The organism is Yoonia sp. 72, assembly GCF_034652275.1.
In the GTDB taxonomy this organism is placed as follows: domain Bacteria; phylum Pseudomonadota; class Alphaproteobacteria; order Rhodobacterales; family Rhodobacteraceae; genus Yoonia.
On record NZ_JAXIWG010000001.1, the window covers coordinates 1,547,454 to 1,574,169 of the forward strand.

The following is a 26,716-nucleotide window of genomic DNA, read 5'->3' on the forward strand; positions in this document are numbered from 1 at the left end:
CCGGCGAGGAATACGTTGAACTGTCAAAGACAATTCAACGGGCCCGGAAGATGATCGAAGGGCGGCAGTTGGTGCCGCCCTTTTTCGTTTCAGCCCAAGGCGTCGTTGCAGCGCCCGCAGACGCCCGGATGGGCATGGGTGCCGACATCGGGCAGGATTTTCCAGCAGCGTTCGCATTTGTCGCCTGTCGCATGGGCAAAAACCACGGCGATATCGGCCACATCATCCAGCCGGAATGCGCCTTCGGGGGCGGTATCGGTGCTGATGGTGATGCCCGACGTGATGCACAGATCGTCAAAGCTGGTGGTGTCCAGCACCTGTGCCACATCCACGCTGACATAGACAGTCGGTGCCGCCTCGAGCGATGCACCGATGACCTTGGCGGTGCGTTCCACCTCCAATGCGCCGGTGACAACACGGCGGGCGCGGCGGACAGTGGCCCATTTCGCGGCCAGCGCATCATCGCGCCAGTCGGCGGGGGTTTCGGCGAAGTCTTCCAGATGGACCGAGCTTTCATCGCCGGGGAAGCGTTCGAGCCAGACTTCCTCCATCGTGAAGCACAGCATGGGTGCCAACCAGCGGGTGATCCGGTGGAACAGGATGTCGAGCACACTGCGCGCGGCACGGCGGCGCGCGGTGTCACCGTCGCAATAGAGCGCATCCTTGCGCACGTCGAAATAGAAAGCCGAGAGATCGACCGTGGCGAAGGTAAAGATCGCCTGGAACACGCCTTGGAAATCGTAACGCGCATAGCCTTCGCGCACGGTCACGTCGAGTTCGGCCAGACGGTGCAGCACCCAGCGTTCGAGTTCGGGCATGTCGGCGGGGGCGGTGCGGTCAGCCTCCGAGAAGTCGGCCAGTGACCCCAGCATATACCGCATTGTGTTGCGCAGGCGGCGATAGCTGTCGGCGACACCTTTGAGGATTTCATCCCCGATCCGCAGGTCAGCGGTATAATCCGACTGCGCCACCCAAAGCCGCAGGATATCGGCACCATATTGTTGCACGACCTTTTCGGGCGCGATGGTGTTGCCGATGGATTTGGACATTTTCATGCCCTTCTGGTCCAGCGTGAACCCATGCGTCAGCACCCCGCGATAGGGGGCGTGGCCCATCGTGCCGCAGGCCTGCAACATCGACGAATGGAACCAGCCGCGATGCTGGTCGGTGCCTTCGAGATAAAGATCGGCCATGCCGTCGGTCGAGCCGTCCGCACGGTCGCGCAGCACGAAAGCATGGGTGGAACCGCTGTCGAACCACACGTCCAGAATGTCGAACACCTGATCGTAGGCATCAGGGTCCACGATGCCCGTCAGGAACCGTGCCTTCGCACCATCCTTGTACCAAGCATCTGCGCCTTCGGCCTCGAAGGCCTCCAGCACGCGGGCGTTGACATCGGCATTGCGCAGCAGGAAATCGGCATCGCTAGGCTGTGCACCCTTCTTGGTGAAACAGGTCAGCGGCACGCCCCAGGCGCGTTGACGGGACAGCACCCAGTCGGGGCGCGCCTCGATCATGGAATAGAGCCGGTTGCGGCCAGTCTTGGGCGTCCATGTCACCAATTCGTCGATCGAGCGCAAAGCACGTTCGCGGATCGTCTTGCCGTATTGGTCCTGCCCGTCGCCCACTGCCTTGTCGATGGCGGCAAACCACTGCGGGCGGTTCAGGCGGATCACGGGCGCTTTGGACCGCCAGCTATGCGCGTCGGAAATCGTGATGCGCTTGGTCGCGATCAGGGCGGCGACCTCTTTGAGCTTGTCGATGACGACCTTGTTGGCCCCACCGGGTTTGCCGTTGGGCTTGAGGATCGCCTCGCCACCGAAAAACGGCAGGTCCGCGCGGTAGGAACTGTCGTCGAGGATGTTGTAGGTCATCGGCAGGCCATGTTTGACCCCGATGGCGTAATCGTCATCGCCGTGGCTGGGCGCTGTGTGGACAAAGCCGGTGCCGGCACTGTCGGTCACATGTTCGCCCGGCAGCAAGGGCACGTCGAAATCCCATTCGCCCGCGCCGCCGTCCACCCCGCGCAGGGGATGGGCGCAGACCAAGGCTTCCAATTCGTCGATCTGCACGCTGCGGATGCGGCGGTACATCGTGTCGTCAAGACGTGCCGCGCCCAGCGCATCGGCGGCCAGCGCATCGGCCAGCAGATAGGTATCGCCAACCTTTGCCCAGCTTTCGTCAGGAACACCTGTGACCTCGTAAAGGCCGTAAGCGATGCCGGGTCCGAAACAGATCGCGCGGTTCTGCGGGATGGTCCAGGGCGTTGTCGTCCAGATCACCACCTTGGCGGCCAGCAGCTGCGCCTCGCGGGTCATGCCTGCGGCCATGATCGCGTGGCGGGCTTCGGGCGTTTCCTCTTCATTGGCAAGTGCGGCCATGTTGTCGCGCTCGGGCGAGGCGGCGGAGACAATGGGGAACTTGACCCAGATCGCGTCAGTCTGGCGGTCGTGGTATTCGACCTCGGCCTCGGCAAGTGCTGTCTTTTCCACCGGCGACCACATCACGGGCTTGGACCCTTGATACAGCGTGCCATTCATCAGGAATTTCTGGAATTCCTCGGCAATCACCCGTTCGGCGTGGAAGGCCATCGTCAGATAAGGGTCGTCCCAGTTGCCGGTGATGCCAAGGCGCTTGAATTCCTCGCGCTGGATATCGACCCAGCCTTCGGCAAACTTGCGGCATTCCTGCCGGAAATCGACGACATTGATGGCGTCCTTGTCCTGCCCCTTGGCGCGGTACTTTTCCTCGATCTTCCATTCGATGGGCAGGCCGTGGCAATCCCAGCCCGGCACATAGCGCGCGTCGCGGCCCATCATCTGCTGGCTGCGCACAACCATATCCTTGAGGATCTTGTTCAGCGCGTGGCCGATATGCAGGTTGCCGTTCGCATAAGGCGGGCCGTCATGCAGGGTGAAAGGCTTGCGCCCTTCGGCCTTGGCGCGGAGTTTGTCATAAACCCCGATCTGCGCCCAGCGGGCCAGCCATTCGGGTTCGCGCTGCGGCAGTCCGGCGCGCATCGGGAAATCGGTCTGCGGCAGGTTCAGTGTAGTCTTGTAGTCGGTGGTTTCGGCGCACATGGGTCGCGTCCTTTGGACAATCGGGAATGGAAGGAAAGATGAGGCGCGGTGCGCAATCGCTTGCACCATGGTCCCGGCCGGTTCAGACGCCTAAACCGCCGGGCAAATAATGCGTAGGATCATCATGCATGTCATGCCCGCGCTTATAGAACCCAAGTCCCGCAGGGTAAAGCCGTGTTGCGCGCAGACCCTTGCCAGAAACGTGCGGCTTTGCTATCCGCCTGCGCATGGCAATGATGATGACCAAAACCATGACCAAGATGACCACCGCGTCCGCGGGGGAATGTCTGGCATGGCTGCATCACAGCTGACCTAGCCGCACAAAGCCCCGCCGGACCGGACGGGGCTTTCGCAGCCAGGGCCCCGTCTTCCGATTTTCACGAAAGGAAGACAGATGAACGCCCATTCCCCTATCCCGCCCTTGCCCGTTGTGGCCATTATCGGCGCCACCGGCGCTGTCGGGCTTGCGCTGATCAAGACATTGGAACGCCGCGATTTTCCGGTTGGCGAGCTTCGGCTCTTTGCCTCGGCCCGCTCCGCGGGGAGCACCCTGCGGTATCAGGGCCGCGCCGTGCCGGTGCAAGAACTGGCCGAGGACAGTTTCACAGGCGTCGATATCGCCTTTTTCTCGGCCGGTGCCGCGACATCGCGGCGCTATGCGCCTCTGGCCGTGGCGGCAGGCGCGCAGGTGATCGACAATTCCTCGGCCTTCCGCATGGATGACAGCGTGCCGCTGGTCGTGCCAGAGGCGAACGCGCGCGCCCTCCAAGGCGCGCATGGCATCATCGCCAACCCCAACTGCATCGCGGCGATCCTGACGACCGCGCTTGCGCCGCTGCACCAGCGCTGGTCGATCACGCGGCTGTCGATGGCCACCTATCAGGCCGCATCGGGCGGCGGCGCTGCGATGATGGCCGAATTGCGCGACAGCACCCGCGCCCAGCTGGACGGCACGGATTTCGCGCCCAAAGTGCTGCCGCATCCCTATGCCTTCAACATCTTCAGCCACAATGCCGAGGTCGACCCTGACACCGGCTATAACGGCGAGGAGACAAAAGTCATCGCCGAAACGCGCCGGATCCTGAACCGCCCGCAGTTGCCGATCAGCGTGACCTGCATCCGCGTGCCAGTGCTGCGCGCGCACGGGATCGCGCTGACGGTCCGGTTTGACGCGCATGTCAGCATCGACAGCATCCGCCTTGCGCTGGCCGAGGCCCCCGGCGTGCGGCTGGTCGATGACCGCAGCGCCAATCACTTTCCGATGCCGGTCGAGGCGTCGGGCGCGGATGACGTGCTGGTCGGGCGCATCCGCACCGATCTGGGCGATCCCTCGGGCCGGTCGGTCGCGCTGTTCATCGTGGGCGACCAGCTGCTGAAGGGGGCAGCACTCAACGCGGTACAGATCGCGGAGCGGCTGCGCGCAATGGCGGCGTAGGGCGCATCAGCGGCAATAGGTGCCGCTGCGATATCGCGCCGTGTCGAAATGGAAATGGTCGTGGTGAAACCGGTTCGCTTCGGGGCCAAGCACGGTCCCGAAAGGCCCGCAAGCCGCGCGCCACATCTGCCGCAGGATGGGGCCGTGGGCCGGATGCCCCCATCCGCGCAGCACGGTGATATCAGACCCGTCGCGCAGGCGGACCGCGGCGATGTCGATGGCACGGCCCAGCGCATGTTCGGACAACCGCCCGCCCGATGCATTGTTGCGGTTGCGGCAAGCATAATGCGACCCGACCCGCAGGCTGGCGATGCCGCCGCCCAGATCACCGATCGCAGGCGTGGCGCCTTGTGTCACCCAGTCCTGCAAGGCTTCGGCCGTTTTGCAATCCATCGTCGCCTCGGGCACCAGCGTGATCCCTTCGACCGCGCGCACGCGCACCGCATCGGTGACACCGCAAGCCCCCGGCCCGTCGACGACACCCAGCACCTGCCCCTGAATAGCGACATTGCCACAAACCTGCCCGCGTTCCCGCGCAAGGCGCTGCTCGGTGGCCGCAGCTTCGATGCTGGAAGGGCGGGCCGTGGGGCGCAGGGATTGCGGGATCACGGCGGGTGGCGCGCTAACCTCGGGCCTTGCGACAGGGCGCAGGACGGGTCCGCCGTCATCGCCGTCCTGCGCCGCCAAAGGACCACCCAAAAAGGCAAGCCCGATGACAAGCGCGCGGATCATTCCGGCTTGGCCGCGGGCTTGCGACCGAAATCGGGGGCGTCGGTATCCTGCCCTGCATCGATGATCGACCGCCGGATCGCCCGCGTGCGGGTGAAATAGGCGTGCAGATGATCGCCATCACCGCGCCGGATCGCACGCTGCAAGGCGAACAATTCCTCGGTAAAGCGCCCGAGGATCTGCAAAGTCGCATCCTTGTTGTTCAGAAACACATCGCGCCACATCGTCGGATCGGACGCCGCAATGCGGGTGAAATCGCGAAAGCCTGCGGCGGAATATTTGATGACTTCGCTGTCGGTCACACGGCGCAGATCGTCGGCGACACCGACCATCGTATAGGCGATCAGGTGGGGCGTATGGCTGGTGACGGCCAGCACCAGATCATGGTGTTCGGCGTCCATCTCGTCGACATTGCTACCCATGCCGCGCCACAGTTCCGCCAGCCGCGCGACAGCGGCGGGGTTGGTGCCAGCGGCAGGCACCAGAATGCAGAACCGGTTGTCGAAAAGCTCCGCAAACCCGGACCGCGGACCAGAATGCTCGGTCCCTGCCAGCGGATGCGCAGGAATGAAATGCACGCCTTCGGGTACGAAAGGGGCGACCGCATCGATCACCGCCGATTTGACAGACCCTACATCGCTGAGCGTGGCACCGGGTTTCAGATGCGGCGCAATCTCGCGCGCGACAGATTCCATTGCGCCAACAGGCACGCAGAGGACAACCAGATCGGCCCCCGCGACAGCCTCGGCCGCCGTGTCAGACACGTGATCGCACAGCCCGATCTCGCGCGCGATGGCGCGGGTTTCGGCGGATCTTGCATAGCCTGCAATTTCGCGCGCAAGGCCTGCGCGCCTGATCGCATGGCACATGGACGACGCAATCAGGCCCAGCCCGATCAGCGCGACCTTGTCATAGATCACCGCCATCAGCGCGAGCCCTTGAACTGACCCACCGCATGCACGACCCGGCGACAGGCCGATTCGTCACCCACGGTGATCCGCAGGCAGTGCGGCAAACCGTATCCAGCCACCTGTCGCACGATGATCCCTTGCGAGCGCAGATAAGCGTCACACGCCTGCGCCTCGGCGGGGCTGCCGAAACGGGCAAGGATGAAATTGGCGCTGGAGGTGTCCGAAGGCACGCACAATTCGGCCAACCCCGCCGCCAGCCAGTCGCGCCAGCGGGCGTTCTCGACGCGGCAGCGCTCGGTGTGGGCGGTGTCGCGCATCGCGGCTTCGGCAGCGGCAAGTGCTGCAGCGGACAGGTTGAACGGCCCGCGAAGCCGGTTGAGCACATCGATCACCGCCTGCGGGCCGTAAGCCCAGCCGACGCGCATCCCGCCCAGCCCGTATATCTTGGAAAACGTGCGCGTCATGACGACATTGTCGCGCGCATCGACCAAGGCACGGCCAGCATCGAAATCCTCAACATATTCGGCATAGGCCCCGTCCAGCACCAAAAGCGCCTGCGGCGGCAGACCGGCAGCAAGGCGCGCGACCTCCGTCTCGGGGATCATCGTGCCGGTGGGGTTGGCGGGGTTCGCCAGATAGATCAGCCGCGTGCGGTCGGTGCAGGCGGCAAGGATCGCATCCACATCGACGACGCGGTCGCGTTCGGGCACGATGACGGGCGTCGCGCCGCAAGCATGGGCATAGATCGGATACATCGAAAAGCCGTGTTCGGTGAACACGACCTCGGTGCCGGGCCCGGCATAGGCTTCGGCCAGCAGCTTGAGGATTTCCCCCGACCCCACACCGCACACCACGCGTCCGGCATCGACGCCCCAGACCTCGGCGATGGCCGCACGCAGGTCGGCATGATCGGTCGAGGGATAGCGGTGCAGGTCATGGCCCGCGCGCGAAAATGCCTGCATTGCTGCAGGGCTCGCGCCTAATGGATTCTCGTTCGAGGACAGTTTGAGCACATTGCTCTGCCCCTCGATCCGGGACGCCCCGCCCACATAGAGAGCGATCTCCAGAATACCGGGTTGAGGTTGAATACCATTCGCCATGATCAGGTCTTCCGCGTGAAATTTGGCCCGTTCTACCCGTGCCACCACGCCGTGACCAGAGACAAGACAGCGCGATCATCTTCCGCGTAAAAATATCCCCGCGCAGAGCGCCTCTGGGTGTGCCAAAACCCGGATCAGGTCGCCAGTACGTTGCGGAATTGCCAGGGGTCGGTTTCGTCGATGTCCTCGGGGAAATGTTCCCAGCGGTCCTGCAAAGGCGTCCAGTCGGTGTAATGCGCCTCGACCGGGCCCAGATAGGGGCGCTGGATGTCCAGACAGCGCGCATGGTCCATCTCGTCGGTCTCCACGATCCCGGCTTGCGGGTTCTCAAGCGCCCAGACCATCCCCGCCAGCACGGCGGATGTCACCTGCATCCCCGTCGCGTTCTGGTAGGGGGCGAGCGTCTTGGTCTCTTCGTTCGACAGGCGCGATCCGAACCAGAGCGCGTTTTTCGCATGCCCGTAGATCAGCACACCCAATTCGTCGATTCCGGTGACAATCTCGTCCACGTCAAGGATTTCATGCGCCGTCTGTTGGCGGCCCGCGCCGAACATCTCGTGCAGCGACAGCACCGCGTCGTCGCAGGGGTGATAGGCATAATGGCAGGTCGGGCGAAACGCGGGCGCAGCCGGATCGCCGACGGTATAGTAATCCGAGATGCTGATCGCCTCGTTATGGGTGACCAGAAAGCCGAATTGCGGCCCCGGCGTCGGGCACCATGTATGCACGCGTGTGATGGCACCGGGCCGTTCGATCCAGATCCCCGCCTGACAGCCCGTCGCGTGGCGATGGCCATTGTCGGGAAACCATGTCTCATGCGTGCCCCAGCCCAGTTCGGCGGGCTGGAAGCCTTCGGCGATGAAACCCTCGACCGACCATGTGTTGACGAATACGTCGCGCGGGCGCGGTTGGGCGCGGGCCTGCGTGTCACGCTCGGCGATATGCACGCCCTTGACACCAAGGTCCTGCATCAGCCGCGCCCAGCCTGCACGGTCGGCGGGCACAGGGTCATCGCGGCCCAGATCGCGCGACAGGGTCATCAGCCCTTCTTTCACAAACCAGCTGACCATGCCGGGGTTGGCACCACAACAGGACACCGCCGTCGTGCCGCCCGGATTGGCGGCCTTTTCATCGCGCACCTTCTGGCGCAGGGCATAATTTGTGCGCTGTGCGTTGTCGGTGGTGTCGAAATAGAAACCCGCCCAAGGCTCGACCACGGTATCGATGTAAAGCACACCCAGTTCGCGGCAGAATTTCATCAGGTCGAGCGAGGATGTATCGACCGACAGGTTCACGCAAAAGCCGCGCCCGTCCGGGAACAGCCCGCCCAGCACGGCGCGGTAGTTGTCTTGCGTCAGCGCAAGCTGGTGATGCGTGATCCCTTGTTCGGCCAGCAAAGGGGCAGCGGCGGGGTTGGGCTCGATCACGCTTAACAGTGCCGGATCATGGTCGAAATGGCGCTGGATCAGCGGCAGCGTGCCTTTGCCGATAGAGCCGTAGCCGATCATCACGATCGGCCCGTCGATACGACCATGGATTGGGTGCGCCATCATCATCCCCTTGGTTTAACTCGCCCGTCGATAACGGATCATCCCGCAAAAGGAAACCTTGGCAGGCCGCCGTCCGAAACGAAAAAGCCGCCCCGAAGGACGGCTTTGCAATCGCGACGAAAGCGTCGGATCAGTTCTTGGCGTAGAATTCGACGACGAGGTTTGGTTCCATCGTCACCGGATAAGGCACATCGCCCAGTGTCGGGGTGCGTACGAAGGTCGCTGTCATCTTGTTGTGGTCGACTTCCATGTAGTCGGGCACGTCACGCTCTGGCAGTTGGGCGGCCACAAGGACGATTTCCAGCTGCTTGGATTTCTGGCGGACTTCGATCACGTCGCCTTCTTTCACGCGGTAGGACGGAATGTTCACGCGCTGGCCGTTCACGGTCACATGGCCGTGGTTCACGAACTGGCGGGCCGCAAACACGGTCGGCACGAACTTGGCGCGGTAGACCACAGCGTCCAGACGACGCTCCAGCAGGCCGATCAAGTTCTCGCCGGTGTCGCCCTTGACGCGTTCGGCTTCGGCATAGATGCGGCGGAACTGCTTTTCGGTCAGATCGCCGTAATAGCCTTTCAGCTTCTGCTTGGCGCGCAGCTGTGTGCCGAAGTCGGACAGTTTGCCCTTGCGGCGCTGACCGTGCTGGCCGGGGCCGTATTCACGACGGTTGACGGGGGATTTCGGACGGCCCCAGATGTTTTCACCCATCCGGCGGTCGATTTTATACTTGGCAGCGGTACGTTTGGTCATACGCTGATTTCCTTCTTTACGTTGCGAAGGGCGTTGTCCTTTGCGTGGATTGCGCCACGCCGACAGGGTTCCGCTTGCGCGGTCCACCAACACCAATGAAGTCGCGGCTTATAGACGGGAATCACGTGGTGTCAACGGCCCCTGTTTTGGCAGGGAACGCAGGAATGTAAAAGTTTTGCCAAATTGTCACCACAACTGCCCGCGATATAGGCAAAGGGACGGCAACAACGACCCAAGCGCCTTTGTTAATGAGTTTTCTGTTTGATCCGTCTGGCAGCCGTGTGGCCCGTGTTGCAGTCGTACAGGGTTTCGGCCCCGCACAATGCGCACTGGATTGCCCGCCGCTTGCCAGTCTGCGATTGCTGTCCCACCTGAAAGGAGGAGGCCCGTTGCGCGTCAGGAAATGACCGCTTCAAACGGCGCGTGAAACTCAGGGATGGTTTCAGATGCCAGGCGGGGCGTGCGGAGAGAGGCCGGATCAGGCACATCCAGCTCACAGCGCACAAAGCGATGGGCCTTGATCGCAATCTCGCGAAAGTCATGCCTGTCCAGACGGTCAACGGGATCGACCCGGACAATGATCCGTATATTCGGTTCGGCAACGTATTTTATGATGACGCTACAGCTCATCAACCCTCCGGGAATGCCGCCAGGCCCCCAATTGCAACTTAGAAAATACGCGCTGCTTTCTTCCGTAAAATACAGAAAAGCGTCAGTTTCCGTGGCCGTTGTGTAGTTGTCCGGACGAAAATGGTCAGGCAGATGCGCGAGGTCGTTTTGCAAGGCTCTGTCCGGCAGCCAAGGATAGAAAACACCCTCGCGCGGTTCGAGGTGCTGGATCAGAAAATCATGAACTGTGGCAAGTTCGGGAACGGACCGATACAGGTCGCGGATCCACGGCACTGTCCGTGCTACAAAAATGCGGTCATCCAGAACGGCGCTATCTGGATCGACCCGATGTCAAACACAGTGTTGCCATAGGTGAAGGTCGTGCCGTCGAGGGCAGTCTGCGCAGCCGCTCGTTCGGCACCAATAGCAAGGACGAGACCACACAAAGCGGCCTGTCGCAGCGGGCGTATCAGTTGATTGAACATATCCGCCCTGCACCCATTCCGTGTCTGCGGTAAACATCACATGACCTTCAGGGCGAGACAATCGCCAGTTTCTTTCGCCGCGCAAGACCAATTGCCTTCCCCCGCGGATCGGTCGATAGATCGCAGCATGTCCGATCTTGCCCCTGCCCCGCGTCTTTTGCATCTGGCGGCCGCTTTTGCGGCGGGATGCCTGTTGTCGCTGCTTGTCCTGTTAAACGGGACGCTGGCCAGCTATGGGTCGCTGCTGTTTTCGTCCTTTGTGCCGCATTTCACCGGAACGCTTGCGGCCATCGTGTTTCTGCTGGTCTTGCGGCCCAAGCGCGCGCAGACCGTGCGCCCGCCGCTCTGGGCCTATCTGGGCGGCATCGCGGGCGGCGTGACGGTCATGCTGACCTCTGCCACGATGAATTCGGCGCTGGCGCTGTCGGGCACGATCGCGCTGGGGCTGGCGGGGCAGATGGTGTTCAGCCTGTTTGCCGATATCCGCGGCCTCTTCGGCTTGCCGCAGCGAATGCCGAAATGGCGTGACTATCTGGCATTGGCGCTGATTGCGGCGGGCAGCATGATCCTGATTTTCTTTGGCGGTGCGGCATGATCGGATTTGCGGTTCTGGCCGTGATGGCCGGTGTGCTGGTGTCGTTCAGCCGCCAGATCAACGGGCGGCTGGCGCTGTCTACATCGGCGATGGAATCGTCGTTCTGGAACCACTTTATCGGGATGGTGTTCGTGGCGCTGATCGCCCTTGTTGCGGGCGGTCTGTTTGCGGGTGCGCCGTGGGATGCGCCGTGGTGGGCCTATCTGGGCGGGCCGCTGGGCGTGGTGTTCATCGCCGCAGGGTCATGGCTGATCGCGCGGATCGGGGCGGCGCAGACAGCACTGCTTATCATCGCGGGGCAGATGATTTCAGGTGTCGTGATCGACATCGTCATGGGCACGGCGGGCAATGCGCTGGCGCGGGTCGCAGGCGTTGCCCTGATCCTTGCGGGCATGTGGGTCGCGCGGTCGGCCAAGGACTGACCGCGCAGGGGCTCAGGTCGTTTTCTTGTCGTTGACCACGCCAAGGGCCGCGACGCCGGAATTGCCCAGTTCCACCGTGGCGAAAGGGCCGCCGATGCACAGGTTGGCAAGGTCCTTGTTATCCAGTGGCGGTGTCTTGGCGAAAACTTCCTTGGCGAATTGTTCGGCATTGTCCTTGGGTCGATAGCCCAGATGCCCCGCCTTGCTGTTATCCACTACCGCGCGGTCGTTGTTGGATATGCCCCAGACCTTGGTGAAGCCCACGACAGGGCTGTCGATGGACCGTTCCACCAGATGGATCAGATCATCATAGGACAGCCAAGTGCCGATGCTGCGGGCATTGGTCGCCTGCGCGCAGGAAAAAATGCGCATGCAGACAGATTCAATGCCCCGTTTGTCCCAGTAAAGGCTCGCCAGATCCTCTGCGAAACATTTTGCCAGACCGTAATAGGTGTCGGGCCTGTGCGGCGCGTCCAGACCGATAGTATCGGTTTTCAGATGCATCCCCACGGCATGGACGGAACTGGCGTAAACCACTCGCTTGACGCCCTTGCGATTGGCCGCTTCCCAGACGTTATAGGCGCCGATGATGTTGGATTGCAGGATATCGTCCCAAGGCGCCTCGTCCCCGATGGCACCGAAATGCACGACCATATCGGCACCTTCCAGCACCGCCTCCATCGCGGCGAGATCGGTCAGATCGGCCTGCACATAGGACTCGCCTTCGTATAGCTTGCCGATCTCCGCCACGATATCGGTCGAGACCAGTTCATCGCACATCCGCGTCAGCGGTTCGCGCAGGTAAGACCCAAGCCGGCCTGCGGCCCCTGTCAGGACAAGTTTCTTCATGGCACTTCCTTTCGTCGCGGTTCAGATCACCGCTTTTTCGATGAACTTCTCACCCTTTGCGATGCGGGTATAGCCGAACGGGGTCAAGTCCAGCGTGCGGTACTGGCCATAAGTGATCCATTCCGCAATGCCCCGCCCCATGGCGGGCGATTGCTGGAACCCATGCCCTGAAAACCCGTTCACAAAGATGAAATTGGCCACCTGCGTATGCGGCCCCGCAATCGCATTCTGGTCGAGCGTGTTGTAATCATAATGCCCCGCCCATGAATTGCGCAGCTTCACCGCCTCGAATTGCGGGATACGGGTGGCGATGGTGGGCCAGACATGGTCTTCCCAGATGCTGTGATCTTCGGTGAAATCGGTGGGATCGACGGGCTGGTCATCTTCGGGCGGGCAACCGGCCATGTAATATTGCCCGTCAGTGCGGACGTGCACGCCTGATGGGTCAATCGTCAGCGGCAGGTCACGGTCAAGCCTTTGGGCGGCCTCGAAGATAAAGGTATAGCGTTTGCGTGGCTCCACCGGAATGTCGATCCCCGCCATCGCCGCCACCTGCGCGCCGCGCGTGCCTGCGGCGTTCACGACATGGCCGCAGGCAATGGTGTCGCCCGTGGCCAAGGTCACACTTTGCACGCGGGTGCCGCTATCGTCACGGGTGATCGCGGTGACTTCGTTGGAAATGTACTCCACGCCGCGTTCGCGGGCGGACCGCCGCCACCAGTCGAACAGGGTGTTGCCGTCGAAATAGCCCTCATCCACCAGATTGTGGTTGCCCGCGATGATATCGTCCAGCTGGTAGAAAGGATAGGCGGCGGCAATTTCGTCACGGGTCATATGCTTGGTCGCAGCTCCGCAAGCGGCCTGCACCGCCTGCGCATCGCGCAAGGCCGTGGCGAATGCAGGCGTGTCGGCCAGATAGAGATAGCCGAAACTGTGCAAACGCGGCTGCGGCACGCGCGGGTCATTGCCCATGTAGCGGGGGAAATTCTTGACGAAATCCGCGCCGAATTGCGAGATCTGCACATTGATCGCAGCGCTGAATTGCTGGCGGATGCAGGAATTGGTCAGCGATGTGGCGGCCTGCGCGTAAGTCGGATCGCGTTCCACGACCAGCACAGACCCGTCGAAATCGGGATTGTCCGTCAGAAACCACGCCACCGCCGACCCCAGCATCGCGCCGCCGATGATGACCACGTCGTAGCTGGATTTGGCAGGGGTCTGCATCAGGCGGTTTCTCCCTTGGTTACTTGGGCCATGACTGCGGCGACATCGGCCTCGGTCAGGCCGTAATCGCGCATCGCAGCTTTCGCAGAAATATAGCCGCGCGCAAGATCGCGCTTGATGAGGGCAGGGTCGCGGTCAGTCGCAGGCCCGTAACCCGCCCCGCCCGGCAACCCCAGCATGACCCGTCGCCCTGCGGCGACGAATTGCTTGCCTTTGCCTTGCATCGTGCCGCCATTGTCGAGCGCAATCGTGGTCGCGGCACCATCGGCCCCACCCTGCCGCCCGCGCGCGGGATGATGCACACGGTCGAACATGGCGGAAAAGTCAGCCTCGAAGCCTTGCGCGGGCCCAACCTCCATGAACTGGCCCAACCCGCCACGGAACTGGCCCGCCCCACCGCTGTCGGGACGCAATTCCTTGCGCCAGATGATGACGGGGCCGGTGTGTTCGGTCGCCTCGACCGGCATGGTCATCACGCCGGATGGAAAGGCGGTGGCGTTCAGCCCATCAACGCCGGGCCGCGCGCCAGCCCCGCCGGAATTGAAGGTCAGCACCTCGGCCCTGCGCCCTTGGCCGGTGGCAGGGCGCAGACTGACCTGAAAATTGCACAGACACCCCGCCCCTTCGGCGGGCACAGTCGTAGGCAAGATCTTGTCCAGCGCGCCGAACACCACATCGGGGATCATATGCCCGATGATGTGGCGCAGGGCGACTGGCGCGGGATGCACCGCGTTGACGATGCTGCCTTCGGGGGCCGTGATTTCGAACGGCGCAAGCGATGCCGCGTTGTTGGGGATTTCGGGTGCTATCGCGCATTTGAGCGCATAGCAGGCATAGGCCTTGGTATAGACCAAGGGCACGTTGATGCCTTTCTTGTCGACGCCCGATGTGCCGCTGAAATCGCAGATGATCCGGTCTGCTTCGATCTTCAGGCTGACGCAGAGGTCGATGGGCACATCGAACCCGTCGATCCGCATCGCGCCCGTCGCGCTGTCGCGCGGCAAGGCGGCGATCCGTTCCAAGGTTGCGCGGCGCGAATTGGTCAGGATGAAGTCGCTGATCCCATCCAGATCGGCAAGGCCGAATTCCGCCAGCATTTCCGCCAGCCGCCGCTGGCCGATCTCGTTACAGGTCGCCAGCGCGTAAAGATCGCCCACCACCTGATCCGGTTCACGCACATTGCCACGGATGATCGCGATCAGGGTCTCGTCCACGCGGCCCGCATGAGCGAAGCGCATGATCGGAATGTGGATGCCTTCCTCATAGACACTCGCCGCATCCGCGCCGAACCCGCGCCCGCCGACATCGACGACATGGGCGGTGCAGGCGAAAAACCCAACATGGCGGCCTTGGTAAAAAGACGGCGTGACCACGGTGAAATCATGCAGATGGCCGGTGCCTTCCCAAGGGTCGTTGGTGATATAGACATCGCCTTCGCGCATCGTGTCGCGGCCAATCCGGCGGATGAAATGCGGCACGGCATCGGCCATCGCGTTGACATGGCCGGGTGTACCCGTGACCGCCTGCGCCAGCATCAGGCCCGCGGCGTCATAGACACCCGCCGACAGATCGCCTGCCTCGCGCACGGAGGTGGAAAAGGCGGTGCGCACCAGCGCCTGCGCCTGTTCCTCGACGATGGAAATCAGACGGTTCCACATGACTTGGTTGGCGACATTGCTCATGCGCTGATCTCCGTGATGTCGATGGTGCCGTCGGGTCGCGCCGTGGCCATGCGGCTGGCGGGGACGACGATGGTGGTTTCATCCTCGGTGATCAGCGCGGGACCGGTGACGGTATCGCCCGGCGCCAGCCGGGCACGCGGGACGATTTGCGCCTGCACGGTCTTTGCCAGTGCGGGGTCGAACAGGGGACGGGTGGCGTGGCCCGTGATCGCGCGGCCTGCGGGGGTGGCAGGCAGCGGGGTGGCTATGGCGCTGGCGGTCGTTGCATTGACCGCCCAGACGGTGATTTCGATATCCATGCCGGTGACGGTGCGACCGAACAGGGAGGTATAATCCGCCTCGAACAGCGCCTGAAAGGTAGCGGCGTCGGGGTTGGCCGCCTGATCCGCGCTCAGGCTGACGGGGATTTCCCAGCCTTGGCCGGAATAGCGCATATAGACCTTGGATTGCGCCTCGATCGGGGCGCTGGCGTCGCAGTTGCGTACGAAACCTGTCGCTTCCTCCGCCAAGGCGGCCAGGAGATCGCGCACGGTTGCTGCGTCAAAGGCCGACAGTTTCATATACACGCTGCGCGTCGCCTCGAAACTAAACGGCGCGCGCAGAAAGCCGATGGCCGAGCCCACGCCCGCGCCCGTCGGCACCAGCAAACGCGCGACGCCCAGCTTTTCGCACAAACGCCCTGCGTGCAGAGGCGCGGCCCCGCCAAAGGCGATCATCGTGTAACCGGCCAGATCCTCGCCATTTTCCACGGCATGGACACGGGCGGCGTTGGCCATGTTTTCATCCACGACCTCGGCCAGACCGTAAGCGGCGGTCAGGGCATCCATGTCCAGCGGGGCGCCAAGTGCGGTCAGCGCCGCGTCAGACGCAACCTTGTGCAGCCTGATCGACCCACCCGCAAAATTGTCGGGGTCGAGCTTGCCCAGTACCAGATCGGCATCCGTCACCGCCGGGCGCTGCCCGCCGCGCCCGTAGCAGGCGGGTCCCGGTTCGGACCCGGCACTTTCCGGCCCGACGCGGATTTGCCGCAGGCTGTCGACATGGGCGAGGCTACCGCCGCCTGCGCCGATTTCCACCATGTCGATCACGGGGATCGAAATCGGCATGCCGGAGCCTTTCTTGAAACGGTAACTGCGCGCCACCTCGAAGACGCGGGCGGTTTTCGGGGTCTGGTTCTTGATCAGGCAGATCTTGGCCGTGGTGCCGCCCATGTCAAAGGACAAGATCTTGTCCAAACCATAGCGCGCGGCGATATGGGCGGCGAACACGGCACCGCCCGCAGGCCCTGATTCCACCAGCCGCACCGGAAATTCCGCCGCATTTTCAAGGCTGATGATCCCGCCGCCCGAATGCATCAGGAAGACGGGACACTCCGCACCCTCATCTGCCAGCCGCGATTTCAGCCGTCCCAGATAGGATTTCATCAAGGGCTTGATATAGGCATTGGCGACGGTCGTGTTGAACCGTTCATATTCGCGCATCTGCGGTGAGACTTCAGACGACAGCGACACCATCACCCCCGGCAGGCGTTCGGCCAGCACATCGCGGATCATGCGTTCATGCGCGGGGTTCAGATAGGAATGAAGCAACCCCACGGCGATGCTGTCGAAATTGTAGCTGGCCATGTCCTCGGCCAGTGCGATGATTTCTTCGCGGTCCAGCGGGATCAGGACGGCACCCTGTGCATCGACACGCTCAAGCAGCGTGAACCGGTGCTGGCGAGGTAGCAAGGGTTCGGGCAGTTGCAGGTTGAGGTCGTATTGCTCGAACCGGCTTTCGGTGCGCATCTCGATCACGTCGCGGAACCCTTCCGTCGTGATCAGCGCCGTGCGCGCGCCGCGCCGTTCGATCAGCGCATTGGTGGCCAAGGTCGTGCCGTGGATGATCTGGCCGATCTGCGCAGGCGTGATGCCTGCCTTGGCGCAGACCTGATGCATCCCGTCGATAATCGCATCCTCGGGCGCGGCATAGGTGGTCAGCACCTTGGTCGAATGGCTGGCCCCCGCCAGTTCCAGCACCACATCGGTGAATGTGCCGCCGATATCGACGCCGAGCCGGATTGCGTGCTGCATGATCTGTCCTTCTGCTGTGGTGCCAGCCTAAGCGCGCGACAGCATCACATCCAATTATTTTATCGGATCAAGAGGATCAGTAATTTTGATCAAAGGCGGCCGAAACCCCGACCGCGACTTGGGCCGCATCCGCCACGATCCGCGCCGATCTTTCGGCGTCATAGCGGGCGAAGAAATGCAAAGGCGCAGGCGTCCAACCGTAATCGACCTGCACCAGTTGCCCCCGCGCCAAAGGGTCCGCGACCATCGCGGCAGGCATGGTAGCGACCCCCATCCCGTCGATCGTCATATGCAGGCAGGCGGCCAGATTGCTGGACGGCACCAGCCGCGCGGGCCGTTTCGCGGTCGCGAAATGGGCGGCAACCTGCGCGTAAAGATGGGTGTCGCGGGCATGGGTCAGGATCGGATGCGCGACCAGATCGGCCATGTCTGTCCGCCCCGCCAGCCCCAAGGCAGGGGACGCGACCCAGATCATGCCGTAAGCGCCCAGATCAATCTGCCCGCTGGTCAGCCGCGTGAACGGGCCGTTCTGGATCGCCAGATCAAGGCGGCGGTCGGCCAGCATCCGTTCCAGATTGACCGACAGATCGACGGTCAGTTCCACGCTGAGCTTGGGATAGGTGTCCTTCAGCCGCCGCAGATAGTCGCGCAGCCAGGTGTGGACGATCATCTCGGTCACGCCCAGCCGCAGGGTGCCGTCGATCAGCGCCTTCTGATCCGCCGCCGCGATCAGTGCGTCGGTCGCATCCAGCACGCGGCGGGCATGGGCCAGCAGGTCGCGCCCCTTGGCCGTCAGCACGACGGACCCCGCATCCCGCGTCATCAGCACCGTGCCCAGCGCCTGCTCCAGCCCCGCGATCCGCGCCGAGATATTGGGCTGCGTCGTGCCCAGCCGGTCGGCGGCACCGCGAAAGCTTTGCAGATCGGCGACCCAGACGAAGGCTTCGAGTTGCTTGAGATTAAGCCGCATGGCGGACCTTTCGCACCGGATGTCCAGCAGGGATACAGCCGATGAGCAATGCCGCGCAAGCATGCCGCTTGCATTTAGTTCGACATCGCATTACTTAGTTCGATATCGTATCACTTTGTCGAATCACAGGAGACCTGACATGAACCGTCGCAAATTCCTCGCCCTGTCCGGTGGCGGCATCATCCTTGCCGCGACCGCGACTGTCGGCACCATCGCCAGCCGGACCCCTGCCGCCGCCCTCGCGCCTTGGGACCGCGCAGGCAGCCTGTATGACGAGCCGCGCATGCGGGCGCTGTCCTATGCGATCCTTGCGCCCAATCCGCATAACCGCCAGCCATGGCTGGTCGATCTGTCCCAGCCGGACCGCGTGGTGCTGAAGGTTGATACCAACCGCCTTCTGCCCGACACCGACCCGTTCAACCGCCAGATCACCGTCGGGCTGGGATGTTTTCTGGAATTGCTGGTCATGGCGGCAGCGCAGGATGGTTTCGCCGTGGATCTCGATGTGTTTCCGCAAGGGTCCGACGACTTGGCACTGGACGACCGCCCTGTCGCCATCGCGACTTTCCGCGCCGGTGCAGGCACACCCGATCCGTTATTCGCCCATGTCATGACGCGGCGGTCGAACAAGGAACCGTTCGACACGACCCGCCCCGTCGCCCCCGACACCATCGCCCGGATCGCCAGTGCTGCGATCCACGGCAGCCGTGTGACGGGCGATGCGTCAGAGGCCAGCATCGCCGCCTTGCGTCAATTGACCAGCGATGCGCTGATCGTCGAGATCGAGACACCGCACACCTTTCAGGAAAGCGTGGACCTGTTCCGCATCGGCAAGGCCGAGGTCGAGGCGAACCCTGACGGCATCGACTTTTCCGGTCCCCTGTTCGAGACCTTGGGCGCCTTTGGCCTGATGACGCGCGAGGCGATGGCAGACCCCACGACCAGCATGTTCGCCCAAGGCAAGGCGGCCGTGCTCGCCAATACCGAAACCGCGATGGGCCATCTTTGGCAGGCGACCCGTGGCAACACCCGCGCCGACCAGATCATCGCGGGGCGCGACTGGCTGCGGCTGAACCTTGCGGCGACGGCAGCGGGCGTGGGTATGCAACCGCTGAGCCAGGCCTTGCAGGAGTTCCCCGAAATGGCCCCGCATTATGAAGCCGCGCACCAGATGCTGGCGCAGGACGGAGAGACCCTTCAGATGCTGTGCCGTCTGGGCTATGGTCCGACCATCGCCCCCAGCCCGCGTTGGCCGCTGGAGGCCAAGCTGATCTGAGGTCTACATGGACGAAGAAGGCAGACGCGTGTTCCGGTTCTTCAATGAAATCGGGATCATCAACCAGTTGGCCGGGGCGATTTTCGCGGCCCGGCTGCCTGACGGGTTGCACGTGTCGCATTTCGCCCTGCTGAACCATCTGGTCCGGTTGGGCGATGAAAAGACCCCGCTGGCGCTGGCTTCCGCCTTTCAGGTGCCCAAGACGACGATGACGCACACACTGGCCGTGCTGGAAAAGCGTGCCGCGATCCGGCTGGCCCCGCATCCCAGTGACGGGCGCAGCAAGATCGTGTTCCTGACGGATGCAGGCTGCAAACTGCACGCCGACGCGATCGCCAGCATGGCGGACCCGATCCGCAAGATCACCGACGATCTGGGGGATGGTACGATCAGCGACCTGATCCCGCAGCTGGAAAAGATCAGGGCTTATCTGGACCAGAACCGCGGCATCTGACCCTAGTGGAAATCCCGCGATTTGGGGATCACGCGCACATCGCGCGGATGATGCGCGCGCGGGTCACCCCCGATAGGGCGGCGCACCTCGTCGGCATGGGCAAGGGGCGGGTTCATGCGATCCTCGGACAGGCGTTCGAGCGCATCGCTGCGGTCGGTCAGTACATGGGCCACCACATGGATCACGTCGCCGTCGCGCTGGACCACGCCATGCACGTCGATCAGGCGGGCCTGCATCACGACCTTGCGGTTGGCCTCCATCACCTTGGGCCAGACGACCAGATTGGCAACACCGGTTTCATCCTCGAGCGTGATGAAACACACGCCCTTGGCGCTGCCGGGGCGCTGGCGGATCAGCACGACGCCCGCCAGCTTTACCGGCTGCCCGCTGCGCATCTGCGCAAGGTCCGCCGCCGGACGATAGCCTTGCCGCGTCATGCTGCGGCGCAGGAAGGACAAAGGATGCGCCTTCAGCGACAGGCGCAGGGTCTGGTAATCGGCGACCACCTGTTCGCAGACAGGCATCTGCGGCAGATCGAACCGGACCTCGGCCCCTTCGTCGCGGGTGTCGGCAAACAGCGGCAGGTCGGGCGCATCGCGCAAAGCGCGGGCCTCCCACAGGGCCTGCCGGCGGTCGAGCGTCATCGACCGCAGCGCATCCGCCGTCGCCAGCCTTTGCACCGTGCCGGCATCCAATTTCGCGCGGGTTTTCATATCCTTGAGATCATCAAAGGGCCGCCCCCGCGCACCCATGATCCGCTGCGCCATATCGCGGCGCATCCCGTCGATCTGGCGCAACCCCAGCCGGACGGCGAACACACCGGGGGCCAGCGGTTCAAGGCTGTTGTCCCAGTCGGAATAATTCACATCCGCTGCCCGCACGATCACGCCATGTTCACGGGCATCGCGCACGATCTGGGCGGGGGCGTAAAAGCCCATCGGTTGGGAATTCAGAAGTGCTGCGCAGAACACGTCGGGATAATGGCATTTGATCCAAGAGGAGATATAGACCAGCAGCGCGAAACTGGCGGCATGGCTTTCGGGGAAACCGTAATCGCCAAAGCCCTTGATCTGGTTGAAACAGCGCGCCGCGAATTCGGGATCATAGCCGCGCCGGATCATGCGGCCGACCATCTTTTCCTCGAGCGCGCCGATGGTGCCATGCGACCGGAAGGTCGCCATCGCCTTGCGCAGTTCGTTCGCCTCTTTCGTCGAAAACTCGGCGGCGAGCATCGCGATCTTCATTGCCTGTTCCTGAAAAATCGGCACACCGAGCGTGCGGCCCAGCACCTTTTTCAATTCGTCGGGGTCATGCTGCGGGCCGGGGGTGGGGTATTCCACCGCCTCGGCCCCGCTGCGACGGCGCAGGTAAGGATGCACCATATCGCCCTGAATAGGGCCGGGGCGGACGATGGCGACCTGAATGACCAGATCGTAAAACTTGCGCGGTTTCAGCCGTGGCAGCATGTTCATCTGCGCGCGGCTTTCGACCTGAAACGTGCCAAGGCTGTCGCCCTTGCACAGCATGTCATAGACGGCGGGGTCCTCCTGCGGGACGGTTGCCAGATCGAACCGCTTGCCGTGATGGGCGGCGATCAGGTCAAACGCCTTGCGGATGCAGGTCAGCATGCCCAGCGCCAGCACATCGACCTTCAAGATGCGCAATTCGTCGATATCATCCTTATCCCATTCGATGAAACTGCGCTCGGGCATCGCGCCATTGCCGATGGGCACCGTTTCGGTCAGCGCCTTTTCGGTCAGAATGAACCCGCCGACATGCTGGCCCAGATGACGCGGCATGCCGATCATCTGGTCGGCCAGCCGGATCGTGCGCGCCATCAGCGGATCACGCAGGTCGATCCCCGCCTCGGCGGCCTGCGCGGCCCCAATCTCGCGGCCCCACGACCCCCAGATCGTCTTGGCCAGTGCGGTTGTGACATCCTCGGACAGGCCCATGACGCGCCCCACCTCGCGCACGGCCATGCGCGGGCGGTAATGGATCACCGTGGCGCAGAGGGCGGCACGGTTGCGGCCATATTTGTCATAGATATGCTGGATCACCTCCTCGCGGCGTTCATGTTCGAAATCCACATCGATATCGGGGGGTTCCTTGCGTTCCTCGCTGATGAACCGCTCAAACAGCAGGTCGTTCTTGGCGGGGTCCACGGCGGTGATCCCCAGCACATAGCAGACGGCGGAATTGGCGGCAGACCCGCGCCCCTGACACAGGATCGGCGGCTTGCACTGGTTGCGGGCGAAATCGATGATCTCGTGGATGGTCAGGAAATATTGCGGGATATCAAGCTTGGCGATCAGCGCCAGTTCCTTGCGCAGCGTCGCCTGCAAGGCCGCAGGCACCCCGTCCGGATAGCGCGCCGCCGCGCCCCGCCATGTCAATTCCTCCAGATATTCCTGCGGGCTGCGCCCTGCGGGGACAGTTTCATGCGGATATTCATAGGCCAGATCGCGCAGATCAAAGGCGCAGGCATCCGCCACCTCGCGCGTCGCGCGGATCGCATGGGGCCAGTCCGCGAAAAGCCGCACCATCTGCGCGGGCGATTTCAGGTGCCGTTCGGCATTGGCATCCAGCAGAAACCCCGCCTTGGCGATCGTGGTCTTGTGCCGGATACAGGTCATCACATCCTGCAACGGGCGGCGGTCAGGCGCATGGTAATGCACGTCGTTGGTGGCCAGAATGGACAGCCCGTGCCTGCGCGCCAAAGCATCAAGGCGATTGATCCGCGCGCGGTCATCGCCACGATACAGACAGCTTGCCGCGATATGGCGCAGGCCCGGCAAAGCGCGCGCCAGACGCGGCAAACCCGCCGCAAAATGCCCCAGATCCGCCCCCGGTACGGCGATCAACTGCACGCCCGCGGCATGGGCGGCCAGATCATCAAGGCTGATGTCGCAGACCCCCTTGGCCTGCCAGTCACCGCCTGCATCCTGCATCTTGCCTTTGGACAACAACCGGCAAAGCCGCCCGTAAGCCGCGCGATCCCGCGGATAGGCCAGAAACACCTCGCCGGTGATCAATCCCAAGCGGCAGCCGATGACAGGGGTGATCCCCGCCCGTCGCGCCGCTGTATGCAGCCGCACGACACCGGCCATGGTATTGAGATCGGCACAGCCAAGCCTGTCATAGCCCAAGGCATGCGCCGTCGCCGCCAGATCCACCGCATCGGACGCGCCGCGCAGGAACGAAAAGCAGGTCGTCACCCCCAGTTCGACAAAATCCGCGCGCGGATTGGGCGCGAAACCGTCGCCTTCCAATTCCCGTCTGGGGTGCTGATGGTCATTCTGCGGCATGACACCCCGACTTCTTTTTTCCAAAAATACTCCCGCCGGAGGCAGCGCGACCCATCCCCATCACACGAACATCCCGTGGACAAACCAGCGCGGATCACCGCCGCGCCCGTCTGTGTGCAGCCCTTCGCGGTAAAGCCACAACCGCTGGCCCGCCTGATCCTCGACCTTGAAATAATCGCGCAGGCGGGTGCCGGGGCGGTCTTTCCACCATTCGGGCGCGATGCGTTCGGGACCTGCATAGCGGGCCACGCGGTGGGTCTGGCGGCGCCAGACGAATTGCGCGGGCGGACCTTCGGGGACGGCGTAAAGCACGCGCACCTCCTCGGGCTGATCGAGCAGCCGCAGCGGGCGTTCGTTGGCAGGCACAGGCATCAGCGCGGGCATATCGGCCATGGCAGGCAAGCGCGCCTCGGCCCGTTCGGGGATGTGGCTGGCGCGCAGGACGGGGCGGGTCACGGCACGATCCCCGAAACGCGCGGTCAGCCGGTCGAGCAGATGCGCCAATTGCAGATCATCGTCCGACCCGCCGTCAAGGTGGCTCTGGACGTTCTGCACCGCGCCCAGATCGGCGGCTTCGAGCGTGATCAGATCGAACCCATAGCCGGGATTGATGCGGTCCACCTTGTCGCGGAACAGCCCGTGCAGATGCACCGGATCGCGTGACAGGGCGGACATGGCCACCGACAGATGGCTGATGTCGCCATCCGTGCGATAGATGGTCAGATGCAGCCGCCGGCAGCCTTGGCCCGCCTGCTGCAACCTATCACACAGATCCTCGCAGAGCGCGGGCAGATAGGGGCTGGGGTCGAAAATCGGCTCTGCCAGACGGCTTTGCACGACAAACCGCGGTGCAGGATCGACGCTCGACACAGGTTCCGCGCGCTTGCCCAAAGCCTGATCCAGCCGCAGCAGCGGATTGGCCACCAGCTCCGCTTTGGCGAAACGGCGGGTCAGCGACAGGCGCGGCACATCCATCACCGCCCCGATGGTTTTCAGCCCCAGACGACGTAACAGCAGCACCGTCGCGCCATCCAGCCGCAATCCGGTCACAGGCAAAGCACCCAGTTTCACCGCCACCTCATCCGCGCCACAGATCGCGCGCACCGGACCAAACCGCGCAAGCGCCCAGGCCGCCCCCCAGGTGGGGGCCACGGCCACGCGCGCGGTGAGCCCGAGCAAGGACAATTGCGTCTCCATCTCGACCAGCATCGCGGCCTCGCCACCCAGCAGATGGTCGGACCCCGTGGTATCAAGGATCAGGCCGTCCTCGCCGTCGCGCACGGTCCACGGACACCAGCGCCGCGCCCAGAGCACCAGCCGGTCAAGCGCGGCAAGGTCCCCCGCCTGATCGGCATAGGCGACCTGCAGGTCAGGGCAGATCGCGCGCATATCCACCACGCGCGACCCCGCCATGATCCCCGCCAGCCGCGCGGCACGGTTGGCGGCATGCACGACAGGGCCGTGATGCCCTTCGCGCGCCAGCACCAGCGGGATATCATCCGGCGGCGCGTTGCCCTGCCGGTCCATCACCCGCGTCCAGCGTTCGATCGGAAACTGCGGCAACCAGATCGACACGATCCGCCGCCCGGTCATAGGTGGCCACCCATGCGCCCGGCTTGGCATGGCGCGACCGGAACAAATCGACCGCCCAGCGCGGCGCCCCCGGCGCTTGGCTGTCGTGCGGATGCGGGGCGGAGGGGCGCGCCCCGATCCGCCAGCGGTCGCGTGCCGCACTCAGGTTGGGATGCGCCGCGCGCCGGATCAGCCAGCAGGGCACACCCGCCGCCTCGGACCGCAAGGCAAGCCGCTTGGTCGCAGTGAAATCCAGCGCCGCCGGATCGCCCCAGATCTCGCCGATGACGCCCCCCAGACTGCGGCAGCGCAAACCTTCCTCCATCGCCCAGAGCACATCTGCGGCGCGCGACAGGTGCAGCGTGATCAGCGGCCGCGCGGCCCCAAGCCCCGCCAGCGAAGGATACCCGCTTTCCTTGCGCGACAGGCGGTCCTGCACCCAGAGCAAAGGCCGCTGCCCGCGCGGCAGGCGTGCCAGCGCAAAGCCCAAGGCAGCGGCATCGGCGGCGGTTTCGACAAAGGCCTCGGACAAGGTAAGCCGGGCCAGCCCCGGCTGAGGCGGCACGCCTTGCGGCGTTTTCTGCATACGAAGCAAACCCATACACGTCACACCTAATTTCGGATCAAAATGTTCATGCTTTGTTCTAGTCGATTGCACTGATTCTGACAATCCGCCAGCCGTCTCTGGCACGGGATGTCGCAGGCGAAAGCCATGGTGCGCAGGACAAAGAACAATCGGACCAGCCTGCAATTTCCGCTTGTTCTCGACGCTTCATTGCTGCTAGACCCCGCGGCGGAGATGTGGCCGAGTGGTCGAAGGCGCTCCCCTGCTAAGGGAGTAGGCGGGAAACCGTCTCGAGGGTTCGAATCCCTTCGTCTCCGCCACAGCGCCTTCGTAGGCGTTTGATGTAAATCAACTTTTTGTTTCCCATCACCGCAAGGTACATTTCAGGGTACATGTCCGCGTCATGGAACAAGCCCCCTCTTGCATTTGACTCGGGGCAGCATGCCGTTTGTCAAACCGGTCAACATTTTGATTTACAGGATGTCTAACTCTCGTTCCGCCAGTAACGCCTCCGTCACTTCCTCCAGCAACGCCCTGTTCTGGGTCAGCGTATGCACCGCCAGTACCTCGCCGGTTTCAGCCGTTCGTTGATCTTGTGCTGCTGCAGCGCGATCAGCATGTGGCGCTTGTCGCGACCGACAGGCGCATAGATCAGCCCGGTCTTGCCAGGGCCCCGTTGGCACCCCTCCGCGACGGCGAGGTCGGTGGCTTGATCTACGTCGCTGTGGGCGCTGGCCCCATCTCGAGTGACAGCGCCGCCCGATGGCGAGATCTGTGCGCGGACGGGCAGCGACATGTCCAGCATGGCTTCAAAGTCTCCGGTAGCGGCAAAGGTAGTTGTTATGACAATGCAACCGTCGCGACGTTCTTCAAAACCATCAAGGCCAAGCTGATCTGGCGGCGGTCATGGGCAACGACGCGGTAAGCCGGGATGGCAATCGTCGAATACACCGACGGGTACTATAATCCGCGACGACGCCACTCAACACTGGGCTGGACAAGCCCGGTCGCCTTCGAACGGAAAGTGGCTTCAACGGGCACTCGGGGCGGCAAAAACACGCGACAGGTCCAATACCG

22 protein-coding genes, 1 tRNA gene and 1 pseudogene are annotated in these 26,716 nt (G+C 63.4%); 7 read left to right on the top strand and 17 right to left on the bottom strand.

What is annotated here, in order from left to right; all coding sequences use genetic code 11:
- Positions 1-89: 89 nt before the first annotated feature.
- Entirely contained in the window at positions 90-3,080 is a 2,991-nt protein-coding gene (gene ileS, locus VCK47_RS07750) for an isoleucine--tRNA ligase (protein ID WP_322891832.1), read from the bottom strand.
- Between the two features lie 394 nt (positions 3,081-3,474).
- Between ileS and VCK47_RS07755 the strand changes: the two genes are divergently transcribed.
- Positions 3,475-4,515, top strand: coding sequence for an aspartate-semialdehyde dehydrogenase (locus VCK47_RS07755; protein WP_322891833.1), 1,041 nt, complete (start codon positions 3,475-3,477; stop codon positions 4,513-4,515).
- A gap of 6 nt (positions 4,516-4,521) precedes the next feature.
- On the opposite strand, the gene VCK47_RS07760 is transcribed toward VCK47_RS07755, so the two are convergent.
- From VCK47_RS07760 to VCK47_RS07790, 7 genes are all read right to left on the bottom strand, one after another.
- Complete coding sequence (locus tag VCK47_RS07760; protein ID WP_322891834.1) at positions 4,522-5,247, bottom strand: extensin family protein; 726 nt, start codon at positions 5,245-5,247, stop codon at positions 4,522-4,524.
- A complete protein-coding gene (locus VCK47_RS07765; RefSeq protein WP_322891835.1) occupies positions 5,244-6,170 on the bottom strand; it encodes a prephenate/arogenate dehydrogenase family protein in 927 nt (308 codons plus the stop codon). Before VCK47_RS07765 ends, VCK47_RS07760 begins: the two co-directional genes overlap by 4 nt.
- A complete protein-coding gene (hisC, locus tag VCK47_RS07770; protein WP_322891836.1) occupies positions 6,170-7,255 on the bottom strand; it encodes a histidinol-phosphate transaminase in 1,086 nt (361 codons plus the stop codon). Before hisC ends, VCK47_RS07765 begins: the two co-directional genes overlap by 1 nt.
- Before the next feature lie 134 nt (positions 7,256-7,389).
- Positions 7,390-8,811 (bottom strand): homospermidine synthase, encoded by a 1,422-nt coding sequence (locus VCK47_RS07775; protein WP_322891837.1) that lies wholly within the window; start codon positions 8,809-8,811, stop codon positions 7,390-7,392.
- Positions 8,812-8,935: 124 nt separating this feature from the next.
- Entirely contained in the window at positions 8,936-9,556 is a 621-nt protein-coding gene (gene rpsD, locus VCK47_RS07780; RefSeq protein ID WP_322891838.1) for a 30S ribosomal protein S4, read from the bottom strand.
- Between the two features lie 396 nt (positions 9,557-9,952).
- Positions 9,953-10,459: a hypothetical protein gene (locus VCK47_RS07785; RefSeq protein ID WP_322891839.1), complete on the bottom strand. Its 507-nt coding sequence runs from the start codon at positions 10,457-10,459 to the stop codon at positions 9,953-9,955.
- Between the two features lie 8 nt (positions 10,460-10,467).
- Complete coding sequence (locus tag VCK47_RS07790) at positions 10,468-10,650, bottom strand: hypothetical protein (RefSeq protein ID WP_322891840.1); 183 nt, start codon at positions 10,648-10,650, stop codon at positions 10,468-10,470.
- 127 nt (positions 10,651-10,777) lie between these two features.
- Between VCK47_RS07790 and VCK47_RS07795 the strand changes: the two genes are divergently transcribed.
- Entirely contained in the window at positions 10,778-11,245 is a 468-nt protein-coding gene (locus tag VCK47_RS07795) for a DMT family transporter (RefSeq protein WP_322891841.1), read from the top strand.
- Positions 11,242-11,667: a DMT family transporter gene (locus VCK47_RS07800; protein WP_322891842.1), complete on the top strand. Its 426-nt coding sequence runs from the start codon at positions 11,242-11,244 to the stop codon at positions 11,665-11,667. The genes VCK47_RS07795 and VCK47_RS07800 overlap by 4 nt, the downstream gene beginning before the upstream one ends.
- Positions 11,668-11,679: 12 nt before the next feature.
- Here the strand turns inward: VCK47_RS07800 and VCK47_RS07805 are convergent, their stop codons facing one another.
- From VCK47_RS07805 to VCK47_RS07825, 5 genes are all read right to left on the bottom strand, one after another.
- Complete coding sequence (locus VCK47_RS07805) at positions 11,680-12,516, bottom strand: NAD(P)-dependent oxidoreductase (protein ID WP_322891843.1); 837 nt, start codon at positions 12,514-12,516, stop codon at positions 11,680-11,682.
- Between the two features lie 21 nt (positions 12,517-12,537).
- On the bottom strand, positions 12,538-13,740 hold the full coding sequence (locus VCK47_RS07810; RefSeq protein WP_322891844.1) for an FAD-binding oxidoreductase: 1,203 nt from the start codon (positions 13,738-13,740) through the stop codon (positions 12,538-12,540).
- Entirely contained in the window at positions 13,740-15,422 is a 1,683-nt protein-coding gene (locus VCK47_RS07815) for a hydantoinase B/oxoprolinase family protein (protein WP_322891845.1), read from the bottom strand. The genes VCK47_RS07810 and VCK47_RS07815 overlap by 1 nt, the downstream gene beginning before the upstream one ends.
- Complete coding sequence (locus tag VCK47_RS07820; protein WP_322891846.1) at positions 15,419-17,494, bottom strand: hydantoinase/oxoprolinase family protein; 2,076 nt, start codon at positions 17,492-17,494, stop codon at positions 15,419-15,421. The genes VCK47_RS07815 and VCK47_RS07820 overlap by 4 nt, the downstream gene beginning before the upstream one ends.
- Positions 17,495-17,570: 76 nt before the next feature.
- A complete protein-coding gene (locus VCK47_RS07825; RefSeq protein WP_322891847.1) occupies positions 17,571-18,464 on the bottom strand; it encodes a LysR family transcriptional regulator in 894 nt (297 codons plus the stop codon).
- Positions 18,465-18,603: 139 nt separating this feature from the next.
- Between VCK47_RS07825 and VCK47_RS07830 the strand changes: the two genes are divergently transcribed.
- Both VCK47_RS07830 and VCK47_RS07835 read left to right on the top strand, forming a co-directional pair.
- Positions 18,604-19,740 (top strand): Acg family FMN-binding oxidoreductase, encoded by a 1,137-nt coding sequence (locus VCK47_RS07830; RefSeq protein WP_322891848.1) that lies wholly within the window; start codon positions 18,604-18,606, stop codon positions 19,738-19,740.
- A 7-nt stretch (positions 19,741-19,747) separates the two neighbouring features.
- On the top strand, positions 19,748-20,194 hold the full coding sequence (locus VCK47_RS07835; RefSeq protein WP_322891849.1) for a MarR family winged helix-turn-helix transcriptional regulator: 447 nt from the start codon (positions 19,748-19,750) through the stop codon (positions 20,192-20,194).
- Positions 20,195-20,196: 2 nt separating this feature from the next.
- Here VCK47_RS07835 and VCK47_RS07840 read toward each other — a convergent pair whose 3' ends face one another.
- From VCK47_RS07840 to VCK47_RS07850, 3 genes are read right to left on the bottom strand one after another with little or no spacing between them, the layout of a single operon-like run.
- Positions 20,197-23,502, bottom strand: coding sequence for an error-prone DNA polymerase (locus VCK47_RS07840; protein WP_322891850.1), 3,306 nt, complete (start codon positions 23,500-23,502; stop codon positions 20,197-20,199).
- A 60-nt stretch (positions 23,503-23,562) separates the two neighbouring features.
- Complete coding sequence (locus VCK47_RS07845) at positions 23,563-25,029, bottom strand: DNA polymerase Y family protein (protein ID WP_322892021.1); 1,467 nt, start codon at positions 25,027-25,029, stop codon at positions 23,563-23,565.
- Entirely contained in the window at positions 24,998-25,675 is a 678-nt protein-coding gene (locus VCK47_RS07850) for a hypothetical protein (RefSeq protein ID WP_322891851.1), read from the bottom strand. The genes VCK47_RS07845 and VCK47_RS07850 overlap by 32 nt, the downstream gene beginning before the upstream one ends.
- A 194-nt stretch (positions 25,676-25,869) precedes the next feature.
- Between VCK47_RS07850 and VCK47_RS07855 the strand changes: the two genes are divergently transcribed.
- Positions 25,870-25,959, top strand: a tRNA-Ser gene (locus VCK47_RS07855).
- 224 nt (positions 25,960-26,183) lie between these two features.
- On the opposite strand, the gene VCK47_RS07860 is transcribed toward VCK47_RS07855, so the two are convergent.
- The gene (locus VCK47_RS07860; protein ID WP_322892030.1) at positions 26,184-26,444 is read right to left on the bottom strand and encodes a hypothetical protein; all 261 of its coding nucleotides are present in this window, start codon (positions 26,442-26,444) and stop codon (positions 26,184-26,186) included.
- On the opposite strand from VCK47_RS07860, the pseudogene VCK47_RS07865 reads away from it, so the two are divergent.
- Positions 26,439-26,669, top strand: a pseudogene (locus VCK47_RS07865) (IS3 family transposase); the annotation flags it as partial. The gene VCK47_RS07860 and the pseudogene VCK47_RS07865 sit on opposite strands and share 6 nt — an antisense overlap.
- Positions 26,670-26,716: the final 47 nt, after the last annotated feature.